Raw genomic sequence first — 22,884 nt, forward strand, 5'->3', positions numbered from 1 at the left:
TTGTGGACTAGCAACCGGGCGCGCTCGTGAGGCTGCCGAGACGGGGGCGGAAGACCGCCGTCTTGTAGAGCTGCGTCTCGACCGGCGTAAAATTGGAAAATAGCGGGGTGTAGCGATAGAAGACCTCGGCGACGATCACATTGTCGGTTGCATCGAGGGTAAGGTTGCCCGGAAGTGTGGCGGCCTTGGTGACGATCCCGATCTTGCTCGTCTGGGCGTCAGAGCCGCCTTTGCACTGCCACGCAACGACCGGTGCGGCGCCGCCGGTGCGGGAAACCGACGTCAGGATCACGTAGCCGTTCTCCTTGAAGTCTTCGTTTCCCATGACCTCGGACGACACCGAAAAGATCGAAGTGATGTCCGACGACGTGATCGCTTCGTAGCGCGCAACCGCATCCGCTACCGTCGATGCCATCTGCGCAGTCTGGAAGTGCGAGCGGGCATAGAGGCTGATTTCGCTGCCGCCGCAGAGAAGGAGCAACAGCACGGGCGTGATGATCGCCATTTCGATACCCGCGACGCCCTCGTCGTTTCCCGCCAGCCGACGGGTTATGGAAGAGAGAACGCGCAAGGGCTTGGAGATCAGGTCAGTACGGCTCATTCTGCACCACCGCTGTTGCCGTCAGTTCGACGGTGCCGTCGTTGCCAACAAGCTGCTTGAGGACGGGAGTGTGGAAGGTCCATGGGTAGGTTACGGTGTAGAGGACGACTTGTGCCGTACCGCCGTAGCCGTTCGCCCCCTGGTCGGTGTCGTAGACACCATTCCCATTGACGTCGGTGAAGTTTTCGCCATTGTCGCGAACGCCGTTGCCGTTCTTGTCTGTGAACGGCTCGGGCTTTTTGAGAGCATCGAAGCCCTTGTAGGACAGGCTGGTGATGACGAGCCTGTCGGCATCCATGAATACGCCCGCCTGGTTGCGAATTTTCGCCTTTACGGTCGCATCCTGTGTCGAGTTTTCCGACACAAACCCCGTTCGGCCGGTCCTCGCTGCGTCATAGGTAGCGTTTTTGAGAACAATGTCGGCAGCAAAGGCAATACCGGATTCGGCAATAGCGAATGTCAGGAAAATAAGAACGGGAGCGATGATTGCGAATTCGACTGCGGTCGCTCCGTCCACCGAGGTGCGGAAGCGCGTCAATACAAGTCCCCTCACGAAACACCCCATTCGCATCCATTCCGCGATCTTTTCGGGTGTTGTAGCGCCGAAACATTCATAGGAATGTAACGCGATCGATAAAATTCTATGCAACTGTGCCTTTTATCAGCAATTGGCTATATTCCGGCCGAGCTGGAGGCGTTTGAGTATGGCGATCGGTTTCATGGAGAACCTCCCATGAAGATCCAAGCTGGTGCCCGGTATGCCCCCTGGTATCCAGTACGACCTCACGCAGCGGGGTCGATGGGGAGGGGCTCCCGGCCATGCGCGTCCTTTGAGCTGCCTGGCCGTTTCATCCCTGGATGCCTCCGCTGGCGATCAGCGCAGCCCGGGCGGCAGCGAATGAGCCTTGCAGCGCTTTGTGACCTTCGAGCCCGTCAAGGGCATAGCTATTGAGAAACTGGCGCCCGGCAAACAGCTTGCGGTCGACGGCATTCAGTTCGGCCTCATCGCAGGCGGCTTGCCAATGCTCGGCGATGGTCTTGATCTGGTGTTCGATCAGCGCGGCGGCTTCCGCCTCTTTCAGGTGATAGTCCGCCGCCGCGGCAAGGCAGGTGGCGAGCGTGCTGGCGCGGCTCTCGCCCTTGATCAGCATGGCCTGCGTCGCTTCGTTGCCGGTGCGGCCTTGCGGGCAGATATCATAGGCCGGTGTCAGGGTCAGCTTCTTGCCGTCCCAGAACGCGGCATGGTTGCGGGCATGGTCGTCGGTATTGCCGCACAGCACATTGAAGCAAATCCGCCCGTAGAGCTCCTTGAGGGTCTCCTTGGGATCGGTGAAGCGGTGGCGGATGAGTTCGGCGAGGTCTTCGTAGGAGGCATAGCGGGCCATCATCTCATCCAGGCCCAGCATGGTCAGGGCCGAGACCATGCCGTGGCGTATCCAGCCGTCCTTTGTGTGTGTGCGGTCGAAGCGCTCGATCAAGAGGACGTCTTTTTGTGCGGCGCGAGTCATGGAGACTGAAGCGGCGTTGAGACCGCAGGCGGTCGCCAGCTTCATCCCGATGAACTCTGCCTTCACGACGCCGTAGGTGTCGTTGGTCGCCGAGAATTTGGCGATGAACTTCTTCGTGTCGTCATCGATCAGAGCCTTGGGACGCGCGCCGCCGATCGAGGTGCCGTGATTGAGGGCCTGGTCGAGCGCCGGGGGAAGAGGGACGCCTCTTTCAATGAGTTCGGCCGCTTCGAGGAGTTCGGCGAGCGAAGCTTGCGCGGCAAGGCGGGGGACATACTCCGTAGCCGATGCCTGAAAATCGAGTGCGCCAATCCTGTCGGAGCCTGACTGGAGCAGAAAGGTCAGTTCGCTGATCTCCGGTACGCCGGCAGCGTCGGGCCTTTTGCCCGTCAGCCTGTTGATGATGACCCGGCGGCCCCAGGCGTCAGGCGAGGCGTCGCGAATACAGCTTGCCATCGACAGGCCGGTGATCGGGGCGATCGTGCCCTCCTGAAGCGGCAGTTCAGGCTCATAGAGGGAAATGGCGCTCTTGCGGCGCCGGTAGCTGGCGCCATAGGTGAAGAGCAGGCGATCGCCGTCCTGATCGAGGCGGCCCGCGACCACCGGTTCCGTCGCCCCCGGCAGCCAATTCCAGACAAAGGCTTCGGTAGTATCCGCCTTAGAAGTCATCATCGACCTCCCTCACGGCGTGGCGGACGCTCTTGGGCAGCAGGGTCAGTTTTTCGTCGAGGCGGGCATTATGCATCTCTAGGGTGCGCTCGTCGTAGTCGAACAGGCGAACGCCCACGAGCGAAGCGACCTCGAAGACGATGCCGATCTCAGGGCCCGGCGCGCCCTTTTCAATGCTGGAGAGCGTTGTACGGCTGATGCCGGCGCGGTCGGCCAGTTCCTGTGCGGTTAGGCCCCGTTTGGCGCGGGCGACGCGGATCAGCTTGCCGAGCATCGTGAGGGCCTGGCGCGTGACTCTAGAGTAGCTTCTCTGACGAGGCACAGTTATACCCGATTTGTTCATTTGAGTGGACATGAAACCTTCTCACGTCCGGAATTCTGTACATTATGGCATCCAGATCGGCGTCTAGTCAAGTTCTGTTCATTTGATTGGCCATAAAGGCAGTTCGCGCCCAGAATTTTGTACATAATAGGAGCCAAGCATGATTTGGTCGATGGACTTCATGGCTGACCGCACGGCTAACCCCTCGAGATGTCCGAGGACATGTTCATTGCAGCACCAAAAAAGAAACGACGAGAAAGTTGTCAGTCGCCAGGTTGCTGCAACTGAGTGGCAAGGTCATCTAAAACAGCTGTCGTTGCACTAGGCTTGTAGGGATAGTGCTCCCAGCACCACCATTGCGTCTCAATCGACTTCGATGAAGCATGGCCAAAACCGCCCCATGTCTCGCAGCCGGCAACGGAACACCAATGGTTCACGTGAATGGTTGCTGCTGCCGCGCTGCTGCGTCCGTCGATACTCACGGCGCGGCAATCCCAACAATGCGCAATGTCCAACCAGCCTTTGGCGGTGAAATACCGATGGCTTGCGCTCTTCTGTCTGCCTCCCTCATTGCCATGGCCTTTGCCGTGGCCTGGTTCGCGGCCCAGACCGTGACCCTCATTTTACCGGCAGTGAATGTGAAGCGGCGAACCTTCTTTCTCCGTCCGGCAGCGAAGCCAGCTTTGAAAGCACGCAGGAGTTCATCCATATTGTGAAGCGCTTTAAAATCGCTGGATTGCGCCGACCACCAGTCGTTAAAGGCTGTTTCCGTTTCCGTGGTCCGTTTTTGAACGCGCATTAGCATGGGAAACTCCGTCGCCGCGACGACGCTCTCGTGGAGAATGCAGTCGAACGGTCAGGTTGATTAGCTGTGTTCACATTTTGTTCTCTTGTTAAGTCTTAGTCAAGTTCGGTCTTTCTCTCGATCAAGAGGCGCCCGGCACTTTGAACTCATTCGGTCGGGTTGGTCGGATCAGGGTGATCCTGCCCGACAACGGCACCGGCGTGACCGGCGCCCGCGACACTGACAGTCAAGGTGGCAAACGCGATCTCACCATCGGTAATGTAATGGTTGACCTTTCCGGTGTTCAAACGAGAGCCGGATTGGTGCCGCGCGACCTCCCCGATTACTTGGTTTGCCCTCAGTTCATTGACTATGTAGTCGCGCTCGGCGTTCGTATCGGCATCGGTCTTATGTGTGACTTGGAATGTCAGCCAAGTCAGAGAAAGCCCGGTATCTTTGGTGCCCGCCCCAACCCACAGGACGCGCTCGTCGGGCGATGGCCTGTCGGTATTCAACCAGAAGCTCGCCGTGCTCATATCGTCCTCGGAATGGGCAAGACTAAGGGCCCAGAAACGGATGTGATGGCGCTTGCGGGGGCTATCGTCGATGGGCTCCTGGAATCCTATGTCCTGCCGTCTTCCAAAGAGATAGAAGGTGCTGAAAGGTGCGGTGGGATAGGCAGAGTTCATCAGGAAAGCGCGTATCATTCGCAACGTGCTTGCGATCCCCAAATGGTCGGCCGTAGTCCAGCCCGCCGTTGCAAAGGCCTCGCGTAGTTGTTGAAGATTGCCGATGAGGGCGAAATTTATAGGATCGCCGGGCAGGCCATCCGCCGTGATCGTGTATCTGGGGATCAGCCCCCGATGAAGAACCTTCAGTGACAATCGGACCACGTTCGGAAGAATGACGTAAGCAGCCAGGCCATATGTGAGGCACACCGCAACGAGCCATGGAAACCTGTGGTCCGCAGTATCGAAAACAACGAAGACGATCAGCCAAACGCTGAGTACACCCAGACAGAAAACCAGAAACCTCCGGAAAAGGCGCGTCAGCAATCTCAAGACACGGGCTCCTCGTCTGGCGTCTGATGGGCTGGCTGTCGCCCTCGCTGTTCGTCGCGGGGATTTTAGCACCCGAGAGTATGCAAATGATAGCATCGCCGTCGCTCATTGTGGGCAATATCGAGCGGGCGGCATGGCGGTATGAGAGGCGAAGCGGCTGACGGCGCTCGAGGACGAGAACGCGAGGCTGAAGAAGCTGCTCGCCGAACAGATGTTGGATGCAGCGCACTCCGCGAGCTTCTCGCAAAAAATGTATGGTCCGCCTCGTCGTGCGAGGGGCCGCGACATCGCAAAATGACGGACCCAGTTGCGTAAATCTATCCGGCCTCTCCCGAGAGGGCTGCTGTTGCAGCCAGGCCATGATGAGATCCGCGCACGCCGTTCCCATTAAATGTATGGTCCGTCAAACCGCGAGAGTGAGCAACCTCAGGAGCTGCTACCTTGGCCCTCAGTTTCGGGATGGGCTGTTGTACTTGGCATCCGATAATCAGTATCATCGATTATCAGGAGACGAAGGCCCAGCGAATATGGGACGGCGGCGATTTCGACATGCCCGTTTCCAACGTGCGATTAAAAAAACCTTGTTCCCCACAAAAGGCTTTCGGACGCGGTGCCGTGGTTGGCTTACGCTGGAATCGGTCTGAGATTGCCGTAATGCGCCGCCTCACATCAGCCGCGCCTCCCAGCCGCAGCAGATCTCAGGTTGTCCAACAGAACGGCGAGCAGAAGGATCAATCCACGCACGACATACTGATAAAAAGCCTGGATATTGAGGAGGTTCATCACGTTCTCTGCAATGCCCATAATCAGGACACCGACGATCACTCCGGTCATAGCTGCACGACCACCCGCGAGCGATACGCCACCCAGAACACAGGCCGAAATGACCGATAGTTCCAGCCCGGTTGCAGCATTCGGCTGACCCGATGTGATGCGCGACGCAAGCAGGACACCCGCCACGGCGCAAACGAGTCCCTGCAGCGCAAAGATCCAGATGCGCATTCTGGAGACATTGACACCCGCGAGACGCGACGCTTCCGGGTTGCCGCCGATCGCCAGCGTGTTCTTCCCGAAGACCGTCCGGTTCAGTACGAAGCCAAAGATCACGAAGAAGATCGCCATGACCCAGATCGGAGTTGGGATGCCCAAGAACTTCGAAAGTGCCAACTGGTAGAAGCCGGGATCGTTGATACCGACTGCGCGGCCATCGGATGCGATAAGCGCCAAACCGCGAACGATCTGCATCGTCGCCAGCGTGGTGATAAGGGCGTTGATCCGAAAACGGGCGATAACCACACCGTTCACGAGACCAACAGCACCACCACAGAGGAGCGCTGCTATAAGTCCAAGGACGATCGAACCGGTGGCGTTCGAGGCCATGACGGCTATCATCCCCGAGAACGCGACGGTCGATCCGACCGAAAGGTCGAAATCGCGGGATGCGAGGCAGAACATCATGGTGCAGGCGACAATGCCGATGGTGACGACCGACTGCAGCAGCCCAAGCATGTTTCGCTCGGTGAGGAAGTTTGGAACGGTTGCTGCCACGATGGCGAAAGCGATGGCAAAAATAACGACGAGGCCTTGCTCGCCGAGTAGGAGTTTTTTCAAGGACGTCATCGCTACTGGACCTGCTGGTTGAGGAGTTCGCTGGCATTGGCCACATCGGGGAGGGCGGCGGCGAGAATTCGCCGCTCATCGAAGTCGTCGCGCCTGATATCTGCTGCGACGCGACCCTGGCACATCACGACGATGCGGTCGGTGATGCCCATCACTTCCGGCAATTCGCTTGAGACAACGACTATTGCCATGCCCTGTGCAGCAAGCTCGTAGAGAATTTCATAGATTTCAGACTTCGCACCGACGTCGATACCGCGCGTTGGTTCGTCAATGATCAGAACCTTCACGCCCTGTTCGGACAGCCAGCGTCCAAGGATCACCTTCTGCTGATTGCCGCCGGACAGGTTGACGATGTCCTGCTTCCTGGAAGGCGTGCGTACACGCAGCTTGGCAATGAACTGCTCGGCGAGTTCGGCTTCCTTCTTGGGCTGAAGGATCCCGAACGGCGAGAAGTGGCGGCGCGAGGAGATCGCCATGTTCTCTTCGATACTGCGGCCCTGCACGATGCCGTCGAACTTCCGATCCTCCGGGCACAGAACAATTCCCCCGCGAATCGCGTGCGGAGGGCTGTCGGCCACTACCTCTATGCCGTCGACGCTAACCGTGCCTTGCGAGCGTGTGTCCGCGCCATACACGAGGCGCGTCATCTCGCTGCGGCCCGCGCCGATCAGGCCGAAGAACCCGAGAATTTCTCCTTGGCGAACCGAGAAGCTCATTGGTGTGCGGAGCTTGCGGCCTGCAATGTCCTTGACCTCAAGACGGACGTCGCCGAACTCGCGCGGCCGGTATCCCCAGATGTTGGATATCTCGCGCCCGACCATTTCCGAGATAATCTGCTCGCGAGTAACAGCGGTGATGTCCGCGTGATGTGCTGCAAGCTTGCCGTCACGAAGGACCGTTAGGCTGTCGCAAAGACGGAATATCTCGTCGAGGCGGTGCGATACGTAAAGGATGACCTTGCCCTGAGAGCGTAGGCGTTCGATCAGGGAGAACAGGATTTCGCTCTCCCGCGAGGACAGCGACGACGTCGGCTCATCGAGTGCGATCACGCGAGCATCCGCCATCACGGCTTTCGCGATTTCCACCATCTGGCGTTCGCCGATCGATAGCGAGGCCACCTTGGCACCAGGCTCGATCTCAATCCCGATCTCGCTGAGCTTTTCTCGAACGACGTTCGTAAGGCGACTGCGGTCGATGACCCCGGCCTTCCCGGGAAAGCGCCCGAGCCAGAGATTTTCCGCTACCGTCAGTTCGGGGACGAGCTGCAGTTCCTGGTGAATGACAATAACGCCCGCATCGAAGGCATCACGAACCGAGCGATAATGCTGGGTCGAGCCATCGATCGAGATTTCGCCGGTATCGGCGGATTGGTCACCTGAGAGAACGCGGATGAGCGTTGACTTGCCAGCTCCGTTTTCGCCCATCAGGCCGTGGACCGCTCCCTTCTTTACAGAGAACGAAACATCGGCGAGCGCCTGCACGCCGGGATATCCCTTGGATATCGCTTTGAATTCGAGAAAGTCCTGCATGACAGCATCCCATAAGAAGGTCCGGCGACAGAAAGCCGCCGGACTGAATTCATCTTAGAAGCTGATCATTCGATACCCAGTTCCTTGCGGACTACCTCGTAGTTGTCGCGCAGCGCGAGCTGGCCAGCCGTCAGGATCAGCTTCTCAGGTTCTTTGCCGTTGGCTACCCACTCATACATGTTGAGTGCAGTTTCGTAGCCATGGCGCTTCGGCGAGATGATCACAGTGCCGAAGAAGCCCGTTGCCGTCGGCTTCTTGAACTCGTTGATTGCCGAATCCGCACCGCCGATGCCGACGCCGATCATGCTGTCGGCGGGAATGCCAACCGTTTCGGTGGCGCGAACAGCACCAAGCACGGCTTCGTCATTGAGGCCGACTGCGACCCACTTCTTGATACCAGCGTTCTTGTTGAGCACGACCGTTGCCGCGTTAAGGGCGGCTTCCGTGTCGGTCTTGGCCTGAGGGGCGTCGAAGATGTTGGTGTCCGGGAACCCGGCCGCCTTGAGCACAGAGAGGGCACCGTTCACACGGTCAACGGCAGTCGGAAGCTGGTCGTAGGAAACGCGGATTACGCCCACTTCCTTCACGTCCCAGCCACGCTTCTTGACCTCGTCGGCGATCGTCTGGCCAACGGCCTCACCGATCTTGGTCGCCGAGATACCCATGTGAGGCACGTCCTCAAGCGGGCTGCCATCGGCGTTTACCAGGCGGTCGTCGACGGTCATGATCTTGAGGTCATTGGCCGCGGCCTTGGCTACGATGCCTGGTCCAAGCTTGACGTCAGGAGTGCAGATGATGAAGCCCTGAGCACCCTGCGCTCCCAGGTTGTCGATGGCGGACTGAACCTTCTCACCGTCTTCCGCACCGATCTTGACGAGCGTGAAGCCCTTTTCCTTGGCTGCTACGTCGGCAAACTTCCATTCGTCCTGGAACCACGGCTCTTCGGGCTGCTTGACGATGAAGCCAATCTTGAGGTCGGCCGCGAAAGCCGAACTTGCGGCCATCAGAGCCACGGTCCCGAACAAAACTGCTGCACGAAAAATGCGCATTTCTCTCTCCCTCCTGGTGGAAACACTATGCCTCCCTGGCATGTAGATGAACTATTTCAATTTATCATACCAGTCAATTGCTATTGTATGAAAAATTGGCTACATGCCTTGGTAGCGGGAGGAATGCCGCGTCGATGTGCCATAGAACCGCGTTTGAGCTGACTTCGACGCGCTGAGGAGAGTACGGATGAAGATTACAAAGCTGACGACATACATGGTCCCGCCGCGCTGGTTGTTTTTGAAGATCGAGACCGACGAGGGCATTGTCGGTTGGGGTGAACCGGTCGTCGAGGGGCGCGCTCTGACCGTCGAGGCGGCAGTGCATGAGCTGGCAGACTACCTTATCGGCAAGGACCCGTTCCTGATCGAGGACCACTGGACGGTGATGTACCGCGGCGGCTTCTATCGCGGCGGAGCCATCCACATGTCGGCGCTTGCGGGAATCGATCAGGCGCTCTGGGACATCAAGGGCAAGGCGCTGGGGCAGCCGATCCATTCGCTGCTCGGCGGCCAGGTACGCGATAAGATCAAGGTCTACTCGTGGATTGGTGGGGACCGCCCGGCAGATGTTGCAGCAAATGCCAGGGACGTCGTCGCTCGCGGGTTCAAAGCGATCAAGCTCAATGGCTGCGAAGAGATGCAGATCGTCGATACGAACGAGAAAATCGACAAGGCTGTCCAGACAATCGCGACAATCCGGGAAGCAATCGGCCCGCACATCGGAATCGGTGTGGATTTCCATGGCCGCGTTCACAAGCCGATGGCAAAGGTTCTTGCCAAGGAACTGGAACCCTACAAGCTGATGTTTATTGAAGAGCCCGTGCTCTCCGAGCATCGCGAGACGCTGAAGGAAATCGCCAACCATTGCTCGACCCCGATCGCGCTTGGGGAACGTCTCTATTCGCGCTGGGACTTCAAGTCCGTGCTGGCGGACGGGTATGTCGATATCATACAGCCGGACCTCAGCCACGCTGGCGGTATCACAGAGTGTAGAAAGATCGCCGCGATGGCAGAAGCCTATGATGTCGCCGTCGCGCCGCATTGCCCCCTCGGTCCGATCGCGCTTGCTGCGTGCCTCCAGGTCGATGCTGTCAGCTACAACGCCTTCATCCAGGAGCAGAGCCTGGGTATCCATTACAACACGGGCAACGATATTCTGGATTACATCTCCAACAAGGAGGTGTTCCATTATGCCGACGGTTTCGTCAGCATTCCGCAAGGCCCAGGTTTGGGTGTCGAGGTGAACGAGGAGTACGTGATCGAGCGGGCCAAGGAAGGTCATCGCTGGCGCAATCCCATCTGGCGTCACGAAGACGGCAGCTTTGCCGAGTGGTGATGGTGCGCATCTCTCAAGCCCAGCTGAGGACACTTCTCGATCGACCGTTGTGGATCAGGGTCCAGAGGGCTAAGCTGTGACACTCGTGGATATCGGCTCAGGATCACTTTCGCTTCGGGTAAGCACCCATGGGGGATCGATCCTTGGCCTGTGGAAGCAGGGCGGCGGCCGGAGAGTGCCTTTGCTCAGACCTGCACCCACAGTCGATGCAGGCGCACCCGAAGCGTCCTGCTTTCCGCTTGTCCCCTTCGGTAATCGCGTTAGGGACAACAGGTTTGTCTTCGACGGAGCTGTGTTTACCCTTCGCCCGAATACCGAATGGGACCCTCACTACCTCCACGGAGATGGTTGGCTAGCTGACTGGCACCTCGGCGGCCAGACCGACAGGTCGATCGAGATGAGCTTCGAGCACAGGGGCGGGCACACGCCCTATGAGTATCTGGCGAGCCAGTGCTTTACGATCGACGACGACAGCCTGACAATCGCGATGACGGTCGAAAATCGCGGTCGTCAAAGATTGCCATTCGGCCTCGGCTGGCATCCATATTTTCCGCTGACGCCCCAGACCACACTTGAGGCCCGCGCCGAGGCATTCTGGACGGAGGTCGAGGGATGGCTGCCGGGAGAGCGGACAAGCATACCAGCGGATCTGGACTTCAGCCGAGCCATCGGTCTGCCTCATCGATGGGTCAACAACGGATTTGAGAACTGGAGCGGCCACGCGAGAATCTCGTGGCCCGAGCATGGCGTCGCTCTCAGTATGGAGGCTGATCCGATACTTCGGCACGCTATCCTTTTCCTGTCGGACACGACCTTCGATCCCGGGTTCAAGCGGGATTATTTCTGCTTCGAGCCCATGTCTCACCTGGCGAACGGGCACAATTTAACGGGTCTTGGTGGGCTTACGGTTCTCGCACCGGGCGAGTCGCTTATGGGAGGTTTCCGTTTGCGGGTCGAGACAAGCTGACGGATGGCATACGGTACAGACATACAACGGTTGCCGCACCTAAGGTGTGAACCGGGTGGCGGCATCACAAGACAATCGGAGGAGTAAACACTTATGTCGAAGCGGCTGTCAGGCAAGCGCATCATGATAACGGGCGCGGCACAGGGCATTGGCCTTGCCATTGCCAAAGGATTTGTCCGAGAAGACGCAAGCCTGCTTCTCATCGACCGTGACGAGGCTCTCCTGAACGCCGAGGCATTGAAGCTGCGAGAAGAGGGCTATCGAGTGATAGCACACGCGGTGGACATCACGGATGGCGCCGCGATCAGACAGGCTGCCCGCCAAGCTTCCGACGATTTTGGCCAGATAAACGCATTGGTGAACAATGCCGGGGTCAATGTTTTCTCGGAGCCGCTGGAAACGACAGACGACGAATGGAACCGTTGCTTCGACATCAACCTGAAAGGGGCATGGAACTGCTCGAAGGCGGTTTTGCCCGGGCTGATCGAGCAGGGGGGTGGGGTGATCCTCAATATCGCGTCCACCCATGCCTTCACGATCATTCCACATACTTTTCCATACCCTCTGGCCAAGCACGCGCTTCTCGGCATGACGAAGTCGCTGGGTCTGGAATATGCGGCGAAGAATGTTCGCGTGAATGCGCTGGCTCCTGGCTATGTCGCCACGCAGAAGGTTATCGACTACTGGAATAGCTTTCCCGATCCGGAGGCGGCGAAGGCCGAGACGATGAAGCTTCATCCTGGCGGAAGAATTGCATCTCCTGAAGAGATCGCAATGGCGGCGGTTTTTATGATCTCCGACGAGTGCCCGTTCATGAACGCTACCTGCCTGACCGTAGATGGGGGCTTGAGTGTCCAACAGCATCCGGCGTGAGTCCCCGCAGTCAGGCTTGTCCGATGAATTTATATCGCTGGCCTAACTAGCTTGTTTCCCGACTCCGCGATCTGATAGAAAAGTGGCGTCAAAGAGTGAGGAGAATCGTGATGCGCTCGGCGCAAAACATCGGAGAAACGAGCGCTTCTGGAGGCCTGCGCCCCCGGGTAATGCCCGATGTGACAAGAGCGCTAGCCGAGGAAGTTTTGTCGGGAAAATACGCTCCCGGCACTGCACTTCCCACTGAAAACGAATTGGGGACAGCGTACGGAGTCAGTCGTACGGTCATAAGAGAGGCGATCAAGGTTCTCGCCGCTAAGGGTCTGGTGGTGACGCGGCCCCGGGTGGGTACGGTCGTTTCTGCCCCGGACAATTGGAGCCTGCTGGATCCTCAGGTGATCAGCTGGCACGGACCAGGGCTCTTCGATGCCAACCTCCTTGGCGCAGTCCTGGAAACCCGACGTGTGCTTGAGCCGCTCGCCGCCAGTCTGGCCGCCGAGCGTGCGACGCTCCGCGAGATCGCTGACCTGGATGGCGCTTGGCAACTCATGAAAGAAGCCAGCGAGGACGTCGAGAAGTTCTCAGCTGCCGATGTCGAGTTTCACCGTATTCTGTATCGAGCCAGCCACAATCCCGTGCTGAGGCAAATTAGCAGCCTGATCGATGCAGCCCTCACCTACTCGTTCGAGACCTCCAACAAGACCGTCTTCAATCGTGACGATGCCGTTCGGTGTCATCACGCAGTGGTGGAAGCGTTGCGCATGCGCGATGTCGATGGGGCCGGAGCGGCTGCGAGCAAGCTTATAGAACAGGCAGCCCACGATATCGATCTTGCCGGCCGCAAGGCCAAGAATTCAAAGGGCGAGGACTAGCATCTGGCTCACGACTCGTCGCGAGCAGCGACGCATCGAGGAGGTCCAATCGGGAAGCCCGCTCGTTGTGTCGTCGGCGGGCCGACGCTGGTGGCGCAGCGGTAGCGGTGCCCAGATCTTGCGCTTGCGCTGATCGCAATAAATGCTTTAGCTTTGGCGCCTACAGTCGAACCAGGTGCTTGAAATAGAAACACCAGGTGAGGGCTAGCCTGACCTGGTGCACTAAATAAGTTGTCGTGGGCGCGTAGCAAAATGCTTTTCAGCATCTGCCAGAGAGGCCTCGTCGACTGCTCTGGGTGGAACGTGTATCAAACATGGCTGAAAGTCAAGTCCCGTATCATTACGACGGACCATCACTGAAAGAACTGCGAGACAGTTTGTCTGAACCGCGTTTCGGAACGTATCTAAGATTGGCCGGTAACCATGCAGATTATGCAGCCGCTCTCTATCTTTACAACAGTAGGCTTGCAAAGGCGTTCCTGTTTCCGCTGAACGTCGTGGAAGTTACCCTCAGAAATAGGGTGAACCAAATTCTGACCAAGGATTTTGGCGAAGACTGGCCCAGTAATCCGGTTTTTCGAGGGCTGTTAGATCCCGTGCATGGTATTCGAGCCCTCGACTTGGCGGTCTCGCGGTCGCAAGGGCGGGGGACAAGCAAGACCGTCGCCGCGCTTACTTTCGATTTCTGGTCCAACCTTTTCCGGCCAGAGTACGGTGACATCTGGCGATTTACCCTGAACGTGGCATTTCCACACATGCCCATCGGAACAACGCGTCAGAATATCCAGGATGCGGTGAAGTTGGTGAACAACTTTCGAAACCGCATTGCACATCATGAACCGATCTTATCGGAGAATGCACCCACTGTTCAGGCAACGATTCTAAAGCTCGTTGGCTATTGTAATCCCGTTGTAAGGGAGTGGATGCGTCATCACACCACCGTCGGCAAGGTACTCCGGACGCGTCCCACCCGCTCGGGCACGGGCGGCACGAGATTGAGTTCGAAGCTCGATAGGACGTTTTTGCGAGTGGATGCGACGACGACAATCGATGAGATATTCCACAAGATAGACTACGCTCATCCTGCGATCGTATATGTAGATGCCGAGGGCGTTCCCCAGGCCGCATTCACTATATTTGACGTCATAAGATTTGTTAGCGAGAGGTCGAAAGCGGAGGAAAGCCTGCTTTTGCTGACAGCGTACAATGTTCGGGATGTGATCAAGTCTCACGTTAAGCCGGACGGCTGGCGGATCCTGAACGAAGCTCACTCCCTCGCGGACTCAATAAAGGTGCTTCAAGAGCCGCTGGTTCGCTTGGTTGTCGGCGTTGATTCGCTAGGCGCCCCGACCGGTACCATCGTTCGATCCCACCGGCGATACTAATCTCAAAAGCGAGTGCCTGCTCAGTCCGATAAGTGGCATTTGCGCCGCGGTCGGATTTTTCCGAGAATCTTTAGCATCGATGGCGTGTGGAGATACCTGATACGAGCGAGCCGCTGCCGACATGCCTTACCTCACCTCAATCAATTAAATAACTATTTAGATACAAAATTTTATCGTTTATTTTCCTAATGTTAGCCTGATTTCGCTGAAATTACACTGCCTGTCCAAGCTTGACAGCCTCTGAGTTTCACTGTCTGCTTCGACCAGAGGAGACCGCGCAGGGCTCAAGACTGCACGCTAGAAATTTCCAGGAGGACATTGCTGTTATGTTGAGATTTGCCGTCGTCGGGATCGATCATGGGCACACGTTTGATCATGTGAAGGGCCTGCTTGCGGCCGGTGCCGAGTTCGTTGGATACTGCCCGCAGACCTCAGTGCCAGCGCTCTTGGAAAACTTCAAGAAGACCTATCCGGATACGCCGCAGATCGATCGCGATAGGATCTTCGCTGATCCTTCGATCGACGTGATCTGCATCGCCGCAATCCCGCGCGACCGCGCCGGATTGGCCGTCCGTGCGATGAAGGCCGGCAAGGATGTCATGACCGACAAGCCAGGCGTGACGACTTTTGCCCAACTCGAGGAAGTCAAGCGCACCGTCGCCGACACCGGTCGCATCTTTTCGATCTGCTTTTCCGAGCGCCATTGCGTGCGATCCGCTGTCAAGGCGGGCAAGCTCGTCAAGGAGGGGGCGATCGGCACGGTGATCCAGACGCTCGGCATGGGGCCGCACAGGCTGCAGTTGCCCACACGCCCCGCCTGGTTCTTCGATCCGGAGCAGTTCGGCGGCATCATCGTGGATATTGCTTCGCATCAGGTCGACCAGTTTCTCTTCTATACGGGCTCGACCAGCGGCGAGGTTGTCGCAAGCTCGGTCGGAAACTTCGGCATGTCCGACAAGCCGGCCTTTCAGGACTTCGGCGAGGTACTGCTTCGCTCCGAGAAAGCCTCAGGCTATGTGCGGGTCGACTGGTTCACCCCGGAGGCGCTGCCGACCTGGGGTGATGGTCGCCTGACCATCCTTGGCACCGAAGGCTACATCGAACTGCGCAAATACATCGATATCGCCGGACGGCCCGGCAAGGACCACCTCTTCCTCGTCAACGGCACTGAGATGACGCACATCGATTGCAGCGGTGAAAAGCTCGACTATTTCGATGCCTTCGCCGCCGACGTGCGCGACCGTACGGAGACGGCGATGTCCCAGGCTCATGTTTACGAAGTCTGCCGCCTTTCGCTGGAAGCACAATCAAGGGCAGCGCGCCTGGGTCATCGTTGAGGAATCCGCCATGTCCAAGAAGTTTCGTGTCGGCATCGTCGGAGCGGGGATCGCCTCGCGCCACCTGACAGGCTTTGCCTGGAACAAGGATCTGTTTGAGGTTGCGGTCCTTTGTTCGCTGGACGAGGAACGCGGCCAAGCGCTTTGCGGGGAGTTTGGCATTCCCGAATATACCCAGGATGCCGAGACGATGATCGCTCGTGCGGATCTTGACATCATCGATATCTGCACCCCGCCAAGTTCGCATTTCGAGCTCTGCCGCAAGGCAATCGAGGCGGGAAAACATGTCATTTGCGAGAAGCCGCTTTTCGGTTCTATCGCCGAAGTGGACGAGATGGCTAGGATCGTAGCGCGAGCCGAAGGTCCGCAACTGATGCCGATATTTCAGTACCGGTATGGCTCGGGACTTCAGAAGCTGAAAATGCTGATCGACCTCGGCCTGACCGGGACGCCGTTCCTCACCACGATCGAAACACATTGGTGGCGCGGCCCCGACTACTATGCCGTCCCGTGGCGCGGAAAATGGGTGACCGAGCTGGGCGGCGGTCTGCTTGGTCACGCGATCCATGCGCATGACATGCTGAACTATGTTCACGGCGCTTGCGCGGAAATCTTTTCCTACGGGGCGACACTCGTAAACCCGATTCAGGTCGAGGATACGGCAGCCCTCTCGGTGAAGATGAAGAACGGCTCGCTGGCGACGCTGTCGATGACACTTGGCTCACGGAAAGAAATCTCGCGTCTGCGGTTCTGCTTTTCAAATCTCGTCGCGGAAAGCATTCTCGAGCCCTACACGATGGGCCGGGACCCCTGGAGCTTCGTTGCCGGGACCGAGGAGCATCAGCAGCGTGTCGATGCGGCGCTGGCCGGTTATGTGGTCAAGGAAGACGGCTATACCAGACAGTTCGAACTGTTCCACCATGCGCTGACATCGGGAGGCGAGCCGCCGGTGACGTTGGAGGATGCTCGCAACTCACTGGAGCTCGTCACGGCGGCCTATCATTCGCAGCGCACCGGCAAGCCGACACCGCTGCCGATCCTTTCTGATCATCCGCTCTACCATTCCTGGTTGCCGGAAGAAGAGCGGCGTCTGGCGGCCGGGGCCTGATCCATGATCAAGAGCTTCGAGCATGTCGGCATGGTCACCGGCGACATGGACAGGTCACTGGCATTTTACCGCGACCTCCTGGGTCTGCGCCTTCATTTACGGAAGACGATGGCAAACGGCACCGAAGTGGCATTCCTGGATAGTGGCAATGGCATGCTTGAGATTTTTGCGCCGCCCGGCGGCGCTGGGCCTGCCTCTGATCTTCCAGCCGCAACATCGGGCGTGCTGCACATTACCTTCCTTGTCGATAACGTCGATGAAAGCTTCGCGAAGCTGGAGGCTGCCGGAGTGGCAATCAAGGAGCGACCGCGTCCAGCCGTCAATTCGGAGGTGCTGGACCGAGTGGCATTCCTTCGCGACCCCGACGGTATCATCGTCGAGCTTGCCGAACGCCGTCATGAACGGAAGCTCGACTGATCGCAAACGAGAAGGCGCCCGAAGTGTTTTTTTGCACTGCGGTAACGACTCCGTAATGCTCGTTTGTCAGCCTGAAGGCAACAATAGGTTCCTTCACGGCTGGGCTTGGTATGTCACGCAGCAAAGACGACTGGATCAATCAGCGCGCTTACGCACTCTGGGAAGCCGAAGGACGGCCGGAGGGGCGCGGTGGCGAACATTGGCGGCAGGCGGCACGCGAGTATCAGCAGCTCGAACTGACCCGCGCCTCGGTCGACGGCAGCGACCTCATCGAGCGGCTGCGGACCATGCGCCGCTTGATGCACTCCGGCGAGGTTGAAAACGGCGTCAGTGTCCGCGCTGAGGAACAAAAGGCATCCGCGTGAGCAACCAACCGGCGCCCGATCAGCGCTCCGGCGCCGCGCCAGCCTCCGTCATTTCCGCACGAGGACGTTGCCCGACCGCAGCCAGAATGGCGGCAGATAGAGCGGCGTCGAAGAGAACGGCAGAATATTGTCGGAAAGTGTCACGCCGAGCTGATCTTCCATGAAAGTGCGTCGTGCGGCAATGCGGGCATGCATGTCAGGATAGCGCTGGCGTATCTCTTCGCGCAGCCCAACGTCCGCGAAGGCCACCATGTCTTCGCAATTGAGAGCCCAACCGGCAGGCATCGGCACCGGTATCACGTCGACCTGGAACGGCATGCCGGATCGCAAGCGCTCGGTCGAGCCGGGGCGTACGGGTGAATGAAGCCACTCCTCGTGACTTCCAAGGTGACCGGGATTCAGCGCTGAGTTGAGACCCGCGGATTTGAGCTTTTCGGTGACCGCGGAGAACAGATCACCACCGGTCACGCCGATCTCTGCGGTCTCATACCATGTGATCAAGGCTTCGAAATAGGCCTTCGAGGGCTTCAGGAATGCCTCGTCATGGTCGGTGAGCAGGCCGGCGCGCGAAGACAACGCCCCCCAGTAACCGAGTGCGGTCGTTACGCCATCTCCCTTCTTCAGGCGGCGGGTCGTCGGGCTTCGCAAACCAATGATGCTCTCGCCGGCACTGACGGAAGCAAACATGGTGTGGACGTTTACAGGGTCCCCCTCGTAGCCGAGGCGGCCAAGAGCCTCGAATTCCGTATCTCCTTCCCTTGCGCCGGAAACGACCCTGAAGAGCGCGTCCGAGCACCGCACGGCGGCCCATTCGAAGGCCGCGAGCTGATCGACATCGATGATCGCGCGATGGCCGGTTTCCGGGTGCATGAGCACAGGCGTCGCATCGACCAGTCGCGCCGAATGACCGATCGCCCGGCGCAACGCATTCACGATGAAATGGGGAACGAAGAAACTCTGCCCATATTCTTCGTCCTCCTCGGCCGCGAGATATTTCCAGCCGACCAGTCCAATGGAATCTCCACTCTTGATCCCTGCCTCGCGAAGTCGATCGCTGAGCCGCGGGTTTTGACTGCGGTCCTGTCCCAGGAGGCTGAAGGTTTGCGCGCGCAATACGTCGAGACCTGGAAGACCGGCAATTGCCGTATAGCTCTCGGATTCGTTTCCGGTGATGATGATGCGGCGCCCACCAGGACCGAGGAGTAGCAGCGCCTCCTCGAAACGGGGCTCGAAGCCGGAAAGATGCATGATGTTTCCGAAATGCTCGCGATCAGCATAGACGACCAGCCAATCGGTGCCAGCGGCCTCAAGGGCTGCGTCCGCGCGCGCGGCGTAGGTCGTCGACGGGATTTTCGGCTGCGCTCCAAGTGGTCCGAAATTTGGCAATGCAACAGGTGCTAGACTAATCGACATCAAGTTCCTCCAAGCGAAAATGAAAACCAGACAAAGATAAAAGGCGCAAAACCGTGTACAGCGGCGGCCCGACCGCCAAGCAGCAAAAGATTAGCATAGCCGAAGCACGCAACGTTGCGATATCACCCTATCAAAGGTGGAAAGCTCTCGATCATGAATCACGACAATAGCCGCGACGCTCCTCCCACGATTGCCGATGTCGCGCGCATGGCGGGTGTCTCGCGCGCCGTCGCGAGCCGGGCGCTGTCGAACGAACCGCGGCCGGTATCGTCCGAGAAGCGTGAGCGCGTAATTGCCGCTGCCGCAAACCTTGGCTACAAGCCGAACCTTCTGGCGCAGAGCCTGACCACCAAAACCGTCAACCTGGTCGCCGTCGTCGTCAACCACATTCACGATCTGTCGGATCTCGACCTGTTCGACCGGCTGATTGATCAGGTCCAGTCGATTGGCAAGCAGGTCATATTGATCCGGATCGGCTCGGTTGCGCGCGTGGACGAGTTTCTGCGCAACGGCGTCGCCTACCATGTCGACGCAGCGCTGGTCTTCTCCGACTTTGCAGACGCCCCGACTGTCCGTCGCTTGTTCCGTTCCGACAGCGTTATCATGCTGAACGGTCTGCACGACGAGTTCTCCCCCGCAATCATCCCGGACGAAGATGCTGGCATTGCGGAAGCTGTGGCCGACGCTGCGTCGAAGATGGTGCGCACAGCCGGGCTCGTCACCGGCCGCGCCTCCTCTCCCGTGGAGCAGGCACGCATTCGCTCTTACCACGAGGCGTTTTCGCGCTACGGCATCAATCTTACCCGGACTGTCCTGGGCGACTATTCCTATGAGAGCGGGCATGCCGCGGCCAACGCGTTGGCCGGCGCCGATTGTCCTGATGCGGTCTTCTGTACATCCGATGCCATGGCGATGGGCATCCTTGACGTCTGTCGGACCGATTTTCCTGCTGGTCGGCCATCGCGGTTCCGGCTCTACGGTTTCGACAATCTGTCGCTGACCGATTTCGACGCCTATCCGATCTCGTCCATTGGCTACGACAAGCTCCTCTATGTTCGCCATATCGTTGAATCCGTTGCCAACCCCGGCAATTTCACGCCGGGTCAACCGCCGATCACGGTGCCCACACGTTTTGTGCCCCGCCTCACCGCTTAAACGAAAAACGGGCTGCCAGGAGGCAGCCCGCAGTTCAACTTACCACAGGGGGTTCAGGGCAGGGGGATTGGATTCCGGACCCCACCACTTCTTGTAGTTCGCCGCATAAGAACCCGACTGGATGTAGTCGGAAACGAACATGTCGAGCCAGCGCACGAATTCCGGGTCACCCTTGGCAACTGCAATGCCGATCGGATCGTTGGAAAAGAGGCCCGGCAGCGTCACGAGCGACGGATTCTTGGTAGCCAGATAATCGAGCAGCGATGAATCTTCGATGGCCGCATCGACGCGCTTCTGCTGCAGCTGCAGAACGCCATCCGGAGCAAACTGATCGACGTAGACGAGTTGGGCATCGGGAACGGCGGTCTTCAGGAAGCTCTCGCCCGTCGTGCCGCGTCCGACGACAACCTTCTTGCCGGCCAGGTCCTTCAATTCCTTGATAGCTGCATCCTTCTGAACGATGATGCGCAAGCCAGCACGATTGTAGGGAATGGTGAAGTTCACCGTCTTGGCGCGTTCGAGCGTTGCCGAGGTATTGGCAACGGCAACGTCGATCTGACCCGAAACGAGCATCGAGATCCGGGCGTCACCCGAGACGTCGACGAATTCGACGGGTACGCCGAGCTTCTGGGCGAGCAGCGTTGCAACGTCGACATCGTAACCAACAGGATTGTTCTGCGCGTCACGGAAGCCGATCGGCTCGCCGCCGAGCGATACGCCGATCCGAACGGTGCCGCGCGAGCGGATGTCATCGATCATTCCGGCAAAGGACGGAAATGCCGAACCGGCCGCGATGGCGAGGGCGGCAAGGGTAGTCAGAATACGCTTCATGGTTTCATTCCCTCTTTTGATTATGCCAGTTTCGCTGCCCGCAGTTCCGGTTCGGGCATCGATTCCTCCCAGAGCCAGTAGCGAATTTCGCCCTCGCATCTGAAATTCACGACCTCATGGTTTCCCTTGGCGTCGACTGCATGGATCACGACGCCGGCGAGAAATCCGGTGGAGAGTTCATCGAGCTCATCGACGGCGAGCTTCACCGCGTCGGAGAGCGAATAGCCAAGCTTCATTGCAAGAACAACGGTGCGTGCGGTCGAGCAGCGCATCGTCATCTCACCCGTGTGGGTGCAGGCAGCCGCGCCATAGCGGCTGTCGGCATAAAAGCCGGCGCCGGGGATCGGACTATCGCCAAGGCGGCCTGGATATTTCCACGCCCAGCCGGAGGTGGACGTTGCGGCGTGAATGCCGCGCGCTGAATCAGCCGAGAGGAAGACGGTCGTATCGCGCACGCGCTCCGGATCAGTGATGGCGCGGCTCAACGGCGCGAGCGGAATATCGGGAAACTTTGCGAGATCCTCCGGCGAAAGTTCCTTTTCCAATCGTTCCCACCAGACCCGCCTGCTGTCTTCGAACAACACGTCATCCTCGGCCAAACCGATTTCAGTTGCAAAGCGCCGAGCGCCGTCGCCGGTCAGCATGACGTGCGGAAGGCGTTTCATCACCTCATAGGCAAGACGCGCCACCGGCAACGTATTTGGCACGGCACCGACTGTTCCGACATCACGTGTGTTGCCGTCCATCACCGCAGCGTCCAGCTCCATGTTGCCGAGCATGTTGGGCCAGCCGCCATAGCCGACGCTGCGGACCTTGACTTCGCTCTCCACCTTGCTGATCCCGGCGACCATTGCATCAAGACTGATTGCACCGTCCCGCAGCATCTCCACGGAGGTCGGGAAACCCGGCCACGCCTCTTTATTGGCCAAAAGCAGCATCTTGAACCTCTAATCTTTACGCATCTTGGAAAGGAACTGGGCGACGCGCGGCTGTGCCATGCCGCCGTCGGCGGCGAAAAACTCTTTGGTCGGCAGGTCGACCAGCAGCCGGCCCTTGTCGAGGAACACGATACGATCCGAAATCTGCCTGGCGAACTCGACCTCGTGCGTCACGAACAGCATCGTCGTGCCTTCCTGGGCGAGCTTTGCAAGGATCGCCAGCACTTCTGCCGTCATCTCCGGATCAAGCGCGCTGGTCACTTCGTCGAGCAGCAGATAGCGCGGCTGCATGGCAAGCGCCCGGCATATTCCGACACGCTGGCGCTGACCGCCCGAAAGCTGCGCCGGATAGGCATCAGCCCGGCTCCCGAGACCAACCGACTCGAGCAGTGCTCGCGCCGTCGCCTCCGCCTCAGCGCGCGGTTTCTTCAACACCTCGATCGGCGCCAGCGTGATGTTGCCGAGCACCGTCATATGCGGATAGAGGTTGAAGAGCTGGAAGACCGTACCTGACCGCTTGCGGGCCTCCGCCAGTTCCCGGGGTTTGCCGACATCGAACTCATCGACCGTGATCTGGCCGCCGTTCAGCTTCTCCAGGCCATTGATGCACCGGATCAGCGTCGACTTTCCCGAGCCGGAGGAGCCGAGGATCGAGACGACCTCGCCCAGCTCGATCGTCAGATCGATACCATCGAGCACGGTGGTCTGGCCGAAGGCCTTTTTTACGTTTTCAACTTTGATCAT

Annotated in this window: 23 protein-coding genes and 1 pseudogene; 11 read left to right on the forward strand and 13 right to left on the reverse strand. The window is 58.7% G+C overall.

Annotation, left to right across the window (positions count from 1 at the left end; translation table 11 throughout):
• Positions 1–7: 7 nt before the first annotated feature.
• The 6 genes from C934_RS0107775 to C934_RS0107800 all read right to left on the reverse strand — a co-directional run bounded on the left by C934_RS0107775 (position 8) and on the right by C934_RS0107800 (position 4,945).
• On the reverse strand, positions 8–601 hold the full coding sequence (locus C934_RS0107775) for a TadE/TadG family type IV pilus assembly protein (protein WP_018856142.1): 594 nt from the start codon (positions 599–601) through the stop codon (positions 8–10).
• A complete protein-coding gene (locus tag C934_RS0107780; RefSeq protein WP_245267921.1) occupies positions 588–1,154 on the reverse strand; it encodes a TadE/TadG family type IV pilus assembly protein in 567 nt (188 codons plus the stop codon). The genes C934_RS0107775 and C934_RS0107780 overlap by 14 nt, the downstream gene beginning before the upstream one ends.
• Before the next feature lie 295 nt (positions 1,155–1,449).
• Positions 1,450–2,778, reverse strand: a complete 1,329-nt coding sequence (locus tag C934_RS0107785; protein WP_018856144.1) for a type II toxin-antitoxin system HipA family toxin — start codon at positions 2,776–2,778, stop codon at positions 1,450–1,452.
• Complete coding sequence (locus tag C934_RS0107790) at positions 2,768–3,052, reverse strand: helix-turn-helix transcriptional regulator (protein ID WP_018856145.1); 285 nt, start codon at positions 3,050–3,052, stop codon at positions 2,768–2,770. Before C934_RS0107790 ends, C934_RS0107785 begins: the two co-directional genes overlap by 11 nt.
• A gap of 526 nt (positions 3,053–3,578) precedes the next feature.
• Entirely contained in the window at positions 3,579–3,905 is a 327-nt protein-coding gene (locus C934_RS0107795; protein WP_018856146.1) for a hypothetical protein, read from the reverse strand.
• A 146-nt stretch (positions 3,906–4,051) separates the two neighbouring features.
• Entirely contained in the window at positions 4,052–4,945 is an 894-nt protein-coding gene (locus tag C934_RS0107800) for an LssY C-terminal domain-containing protein (protein ID WP_026371652.1), read from the reverse strand.
• A gap of 145 nt (positions 4,946–5,090) precedes the next feature.
• Between C934_RS0107800 and C934_RS36405 the strand changes: the two are divergent.
• Positions 5,091–5,207 (forward strand): annotated as a pseudogene (locus tag C934_RS36405) (IS3 family transposase); the annotation flags it as partial.
• Positions 5,208–5,614: 407 nt separating this feature from the next.
• Here C934_RS36405 and araH read toward each other — a convergent pair.
• From araH to C934_RS0107815, 3 genes are all read right to left on the reverse strand, one after another.
• A complete protein-coding gene (gene araH, locus C934_RS0107805; RefSeq protein ID WP_018856148.1) occupies positions 5,615–6,565 on the reverse strand; it encodes an L-arabinose ABC transporter permease AraH in 951 nt (316 codons plus the stop codon).
• A 2-nt stretch (positions 6,566–6,567) separates the two neighbouring features.
• Positions 6,568–8,094 (reverse strand): L-arabinose ABC transporter ATP-binding protein AraG, encoded by a 1,527-nt coding sequence (gene araG / locus C934_RS0107810; protein WP_018856149.1) that lies wholly within the window; start codon positions 8,092–8,094, stop codon positions 6,568–6,570.
• 65 nt (positions 8,095–8,159) lie between these two features.
• On the reverse strand, positions 8,160–9,143 hold the full coding sequence (locus C934_RS0107815; RefSeq protein WP_018856150.1) for an arabinose ABC transporter substrate-binding protein: 984 nt from the start codon (positions 9,141–9,143) through the stop codon (positions 8,160–8,162).
• A 187-nt stretch (positions 9,144–9,330) separates the two neighbouring features.
• Here C934_RS0107815 and dgoD point away from each other — a divergent pair, with 187 nt between their 5' ends.
• The 9 genes from dgoD (at position 9,331) to C934_RS0107860 (ending at position 17,803) form a co-directional block, all read left to right on the forward strand.
• Complete coding sequence (gene dgoD / locus C934_RS0107820) at positions 9,331–10,479, forward strand: galactonate dehydratase (RefSeq protein WP_018856151.1); 1,149 nt, start codon at positions 9,331–9,333, stop codon at positions 10,477–10,479.
• Positions 10,480–10,564: 85 nt separating this feature from the next.
• A complete protein-coding gene (locus tag C934_RS0107825) occupies positions 10,565–11,446 on the forward strand; it encodes an aldose 1-epimerase (protein WP_335326725.1) in 882 nt (293 codons plus the stop codon).
• A 93-nt stretch (positions 11,447–11,539) separates the two neighbouring features.
• Positions 11,540–12,319 carry an SDR family oxidoreductase gene (locus tag C934_RS0107830; RefSeq protein WP_018856153.1) on the forward strand — a complete coding sequence of 260 codons (780 nt, stop codon included), beginning with the start codon at positions 11,540–11,542 and terminating at the stop codon, positions 12,317–12,319.
• Between the two features lie 110 nt (positions 12,320–12,429).
• Positions 12,430–13,191 carry a FadR/GntR family transcriptional regulator gene (locus C934_RS0107835; RefSeq protein WP_051085572.1) on the forward strand — a complete coding sequence of 254 codons (762 nt, stop codon included), beginning with the start codon at positions 12,430–12,432 and terminating at the stop codon, positions 13,189–13,191.
• 314 nt (positions 13,192–13,505) lie between these two features.
• Positions 13,506–14,576 (forward strand): hypothetical protein, encoded by a 1,071-nt coding sequence (locus C934_RS0107840; RefSeq protein WP_037089415.1) that lies wholly within the window; start codon positions 13,506–13,508, stop codon positions 14,574–14,576.
• A 326-nt stretch (positions 14,577–14,902) separates the two neighbouring features.
• Positions 14,903–15,913 carry a Gfo/Idh/MocA family protein gene (locus tag C934_RS0107845; RefSeq protein WP_018856156.1) on the forward strand — a complete coding sequence of 337 codons (1,011 nt, stop codon included), beginning with the start codon at positions 14,903–14,905 and terminating at the stop codon, positions 15,911–15,913.
• A 10-nt stretch (positions 15,914–15,923) separates the two neighbouring features.
• Positions 15,924–17,021 carry a Gfo/Idh/MocA family protein gene (locus tag C934_RS0107850; protein ID WP_018856157.1) on the forward strand — a complete coding sequence of 366 codons (1,098 nt, stop codon included), beginning with the start codon at positions 15,924–15,926 and terminating at the stop codon, positions 17,019–17,021.
• A gap of 3 nt (positions 17,022–17,024) precedes the next feature.
• Positions 17,025–17,438, forward strand: coding sequence for a VOC family protein (locus tag C934_RS0107855; protein WP_018856158.1), 414 nt, complete (start codon positions 17,025–17,027; stop codon positions 17,436–17,438).
• 110 nt (positions 17,439–17,548) lie between these two features.
• Positions 17,549–17,803, forward strand: a complete 255-nt coding sequence (locus C934_RS0107860; protein ID WP_018856159.1) for a DUF2934 domain-containing protein — start codon at positions 17,549–17,551, stop codon at positions 17,801–17,803.
• 48 nt (positions 17,804–17,851) lie between these two features.
• Here the strand turns inward: C934_RS0107860 and C934_RS0107865 are convergent, their stop codons facing one another.
• Positions 17,852–19,216: a M24 family metallopeptidase gene (locus tag C934_RS0107865; protein WP_018856160.1), complete on the reverse strand. Its 1,365-nt coding sequence runs from the start codon at positions 19,214–19,216 to the stop codon at positions 17,852–17,854.
• Between the two features lie 153 nt (positions 19,217–19,369).
• Here C934_RS0107865 and C934_RS0107870 point away from each other — a divergent pair, with 153 nt between their 5' ends.
• Positions 19,370–20,371, forward strand: coding sequence for a LacI family DNA-binding transcriptional regulator (locus tag C934_RS0107870; RefSeq protein WP_018856161.1), 1,002 nt, complete (start codon positions 19,370–19,372; stop codon positions 20,369–20,371).
• Positions 20,372–20,410: 39 nt separating this feature from the next.
• Here C934_RS0107870 and C934_RS0107875 read toward each other — a convergent pair whose 3' ends face one another.
• From C934_RS0107875 to C934_RS0107885, 3 genes are read right to left on the reverse strand one after another with little or no spacing between them, the layout of a single operon-like run.
• Positions 20,411–21,202: a transporter substrate-binding domain-containing protein gene (locus tag C934_RS0107875; RefSeq protein WP_018856162.1), complete on the reverse strand. Its 792-nt coding sequence runs from the start codon at positions 21,200–21,202 to the stop codon at positions 20,411–20,413.
• Between the two features lie 20 nt (positions 21,203–21,222).
• A complete protein-coding gene (locus C934_RS0107880) occupies positions 21,223–22,140 on the reverse strand; it encodes a N(4)-(beta-N-acetylglucosaminyl)-L-asparaginase (protein WP_018856163.1) in 918 nt (305 codons plus the stop codon).
• A gap of 9 nt (positions 22,141–22,149) precedes the next feature.
• Entirely contained in the window at positions 22,150–22,884 is a 735-nt protein-coding gene (locus C934_RS0107885; RefSeq protein WP_018856164.1) for an amino acid ABC transporter ATP-binding protein, read from the reverse strand.

The sequence above is a fragment of the Rhizobium sp. 42MFCr.1 genome (assembly GCF_000377185.1).
GTDB lineage: Bacteria > Pseudomonadota > Alphaproteobacteria > Rhizobiales > Rhizobiaceae > Rhizobium > Rhizobium altiplani.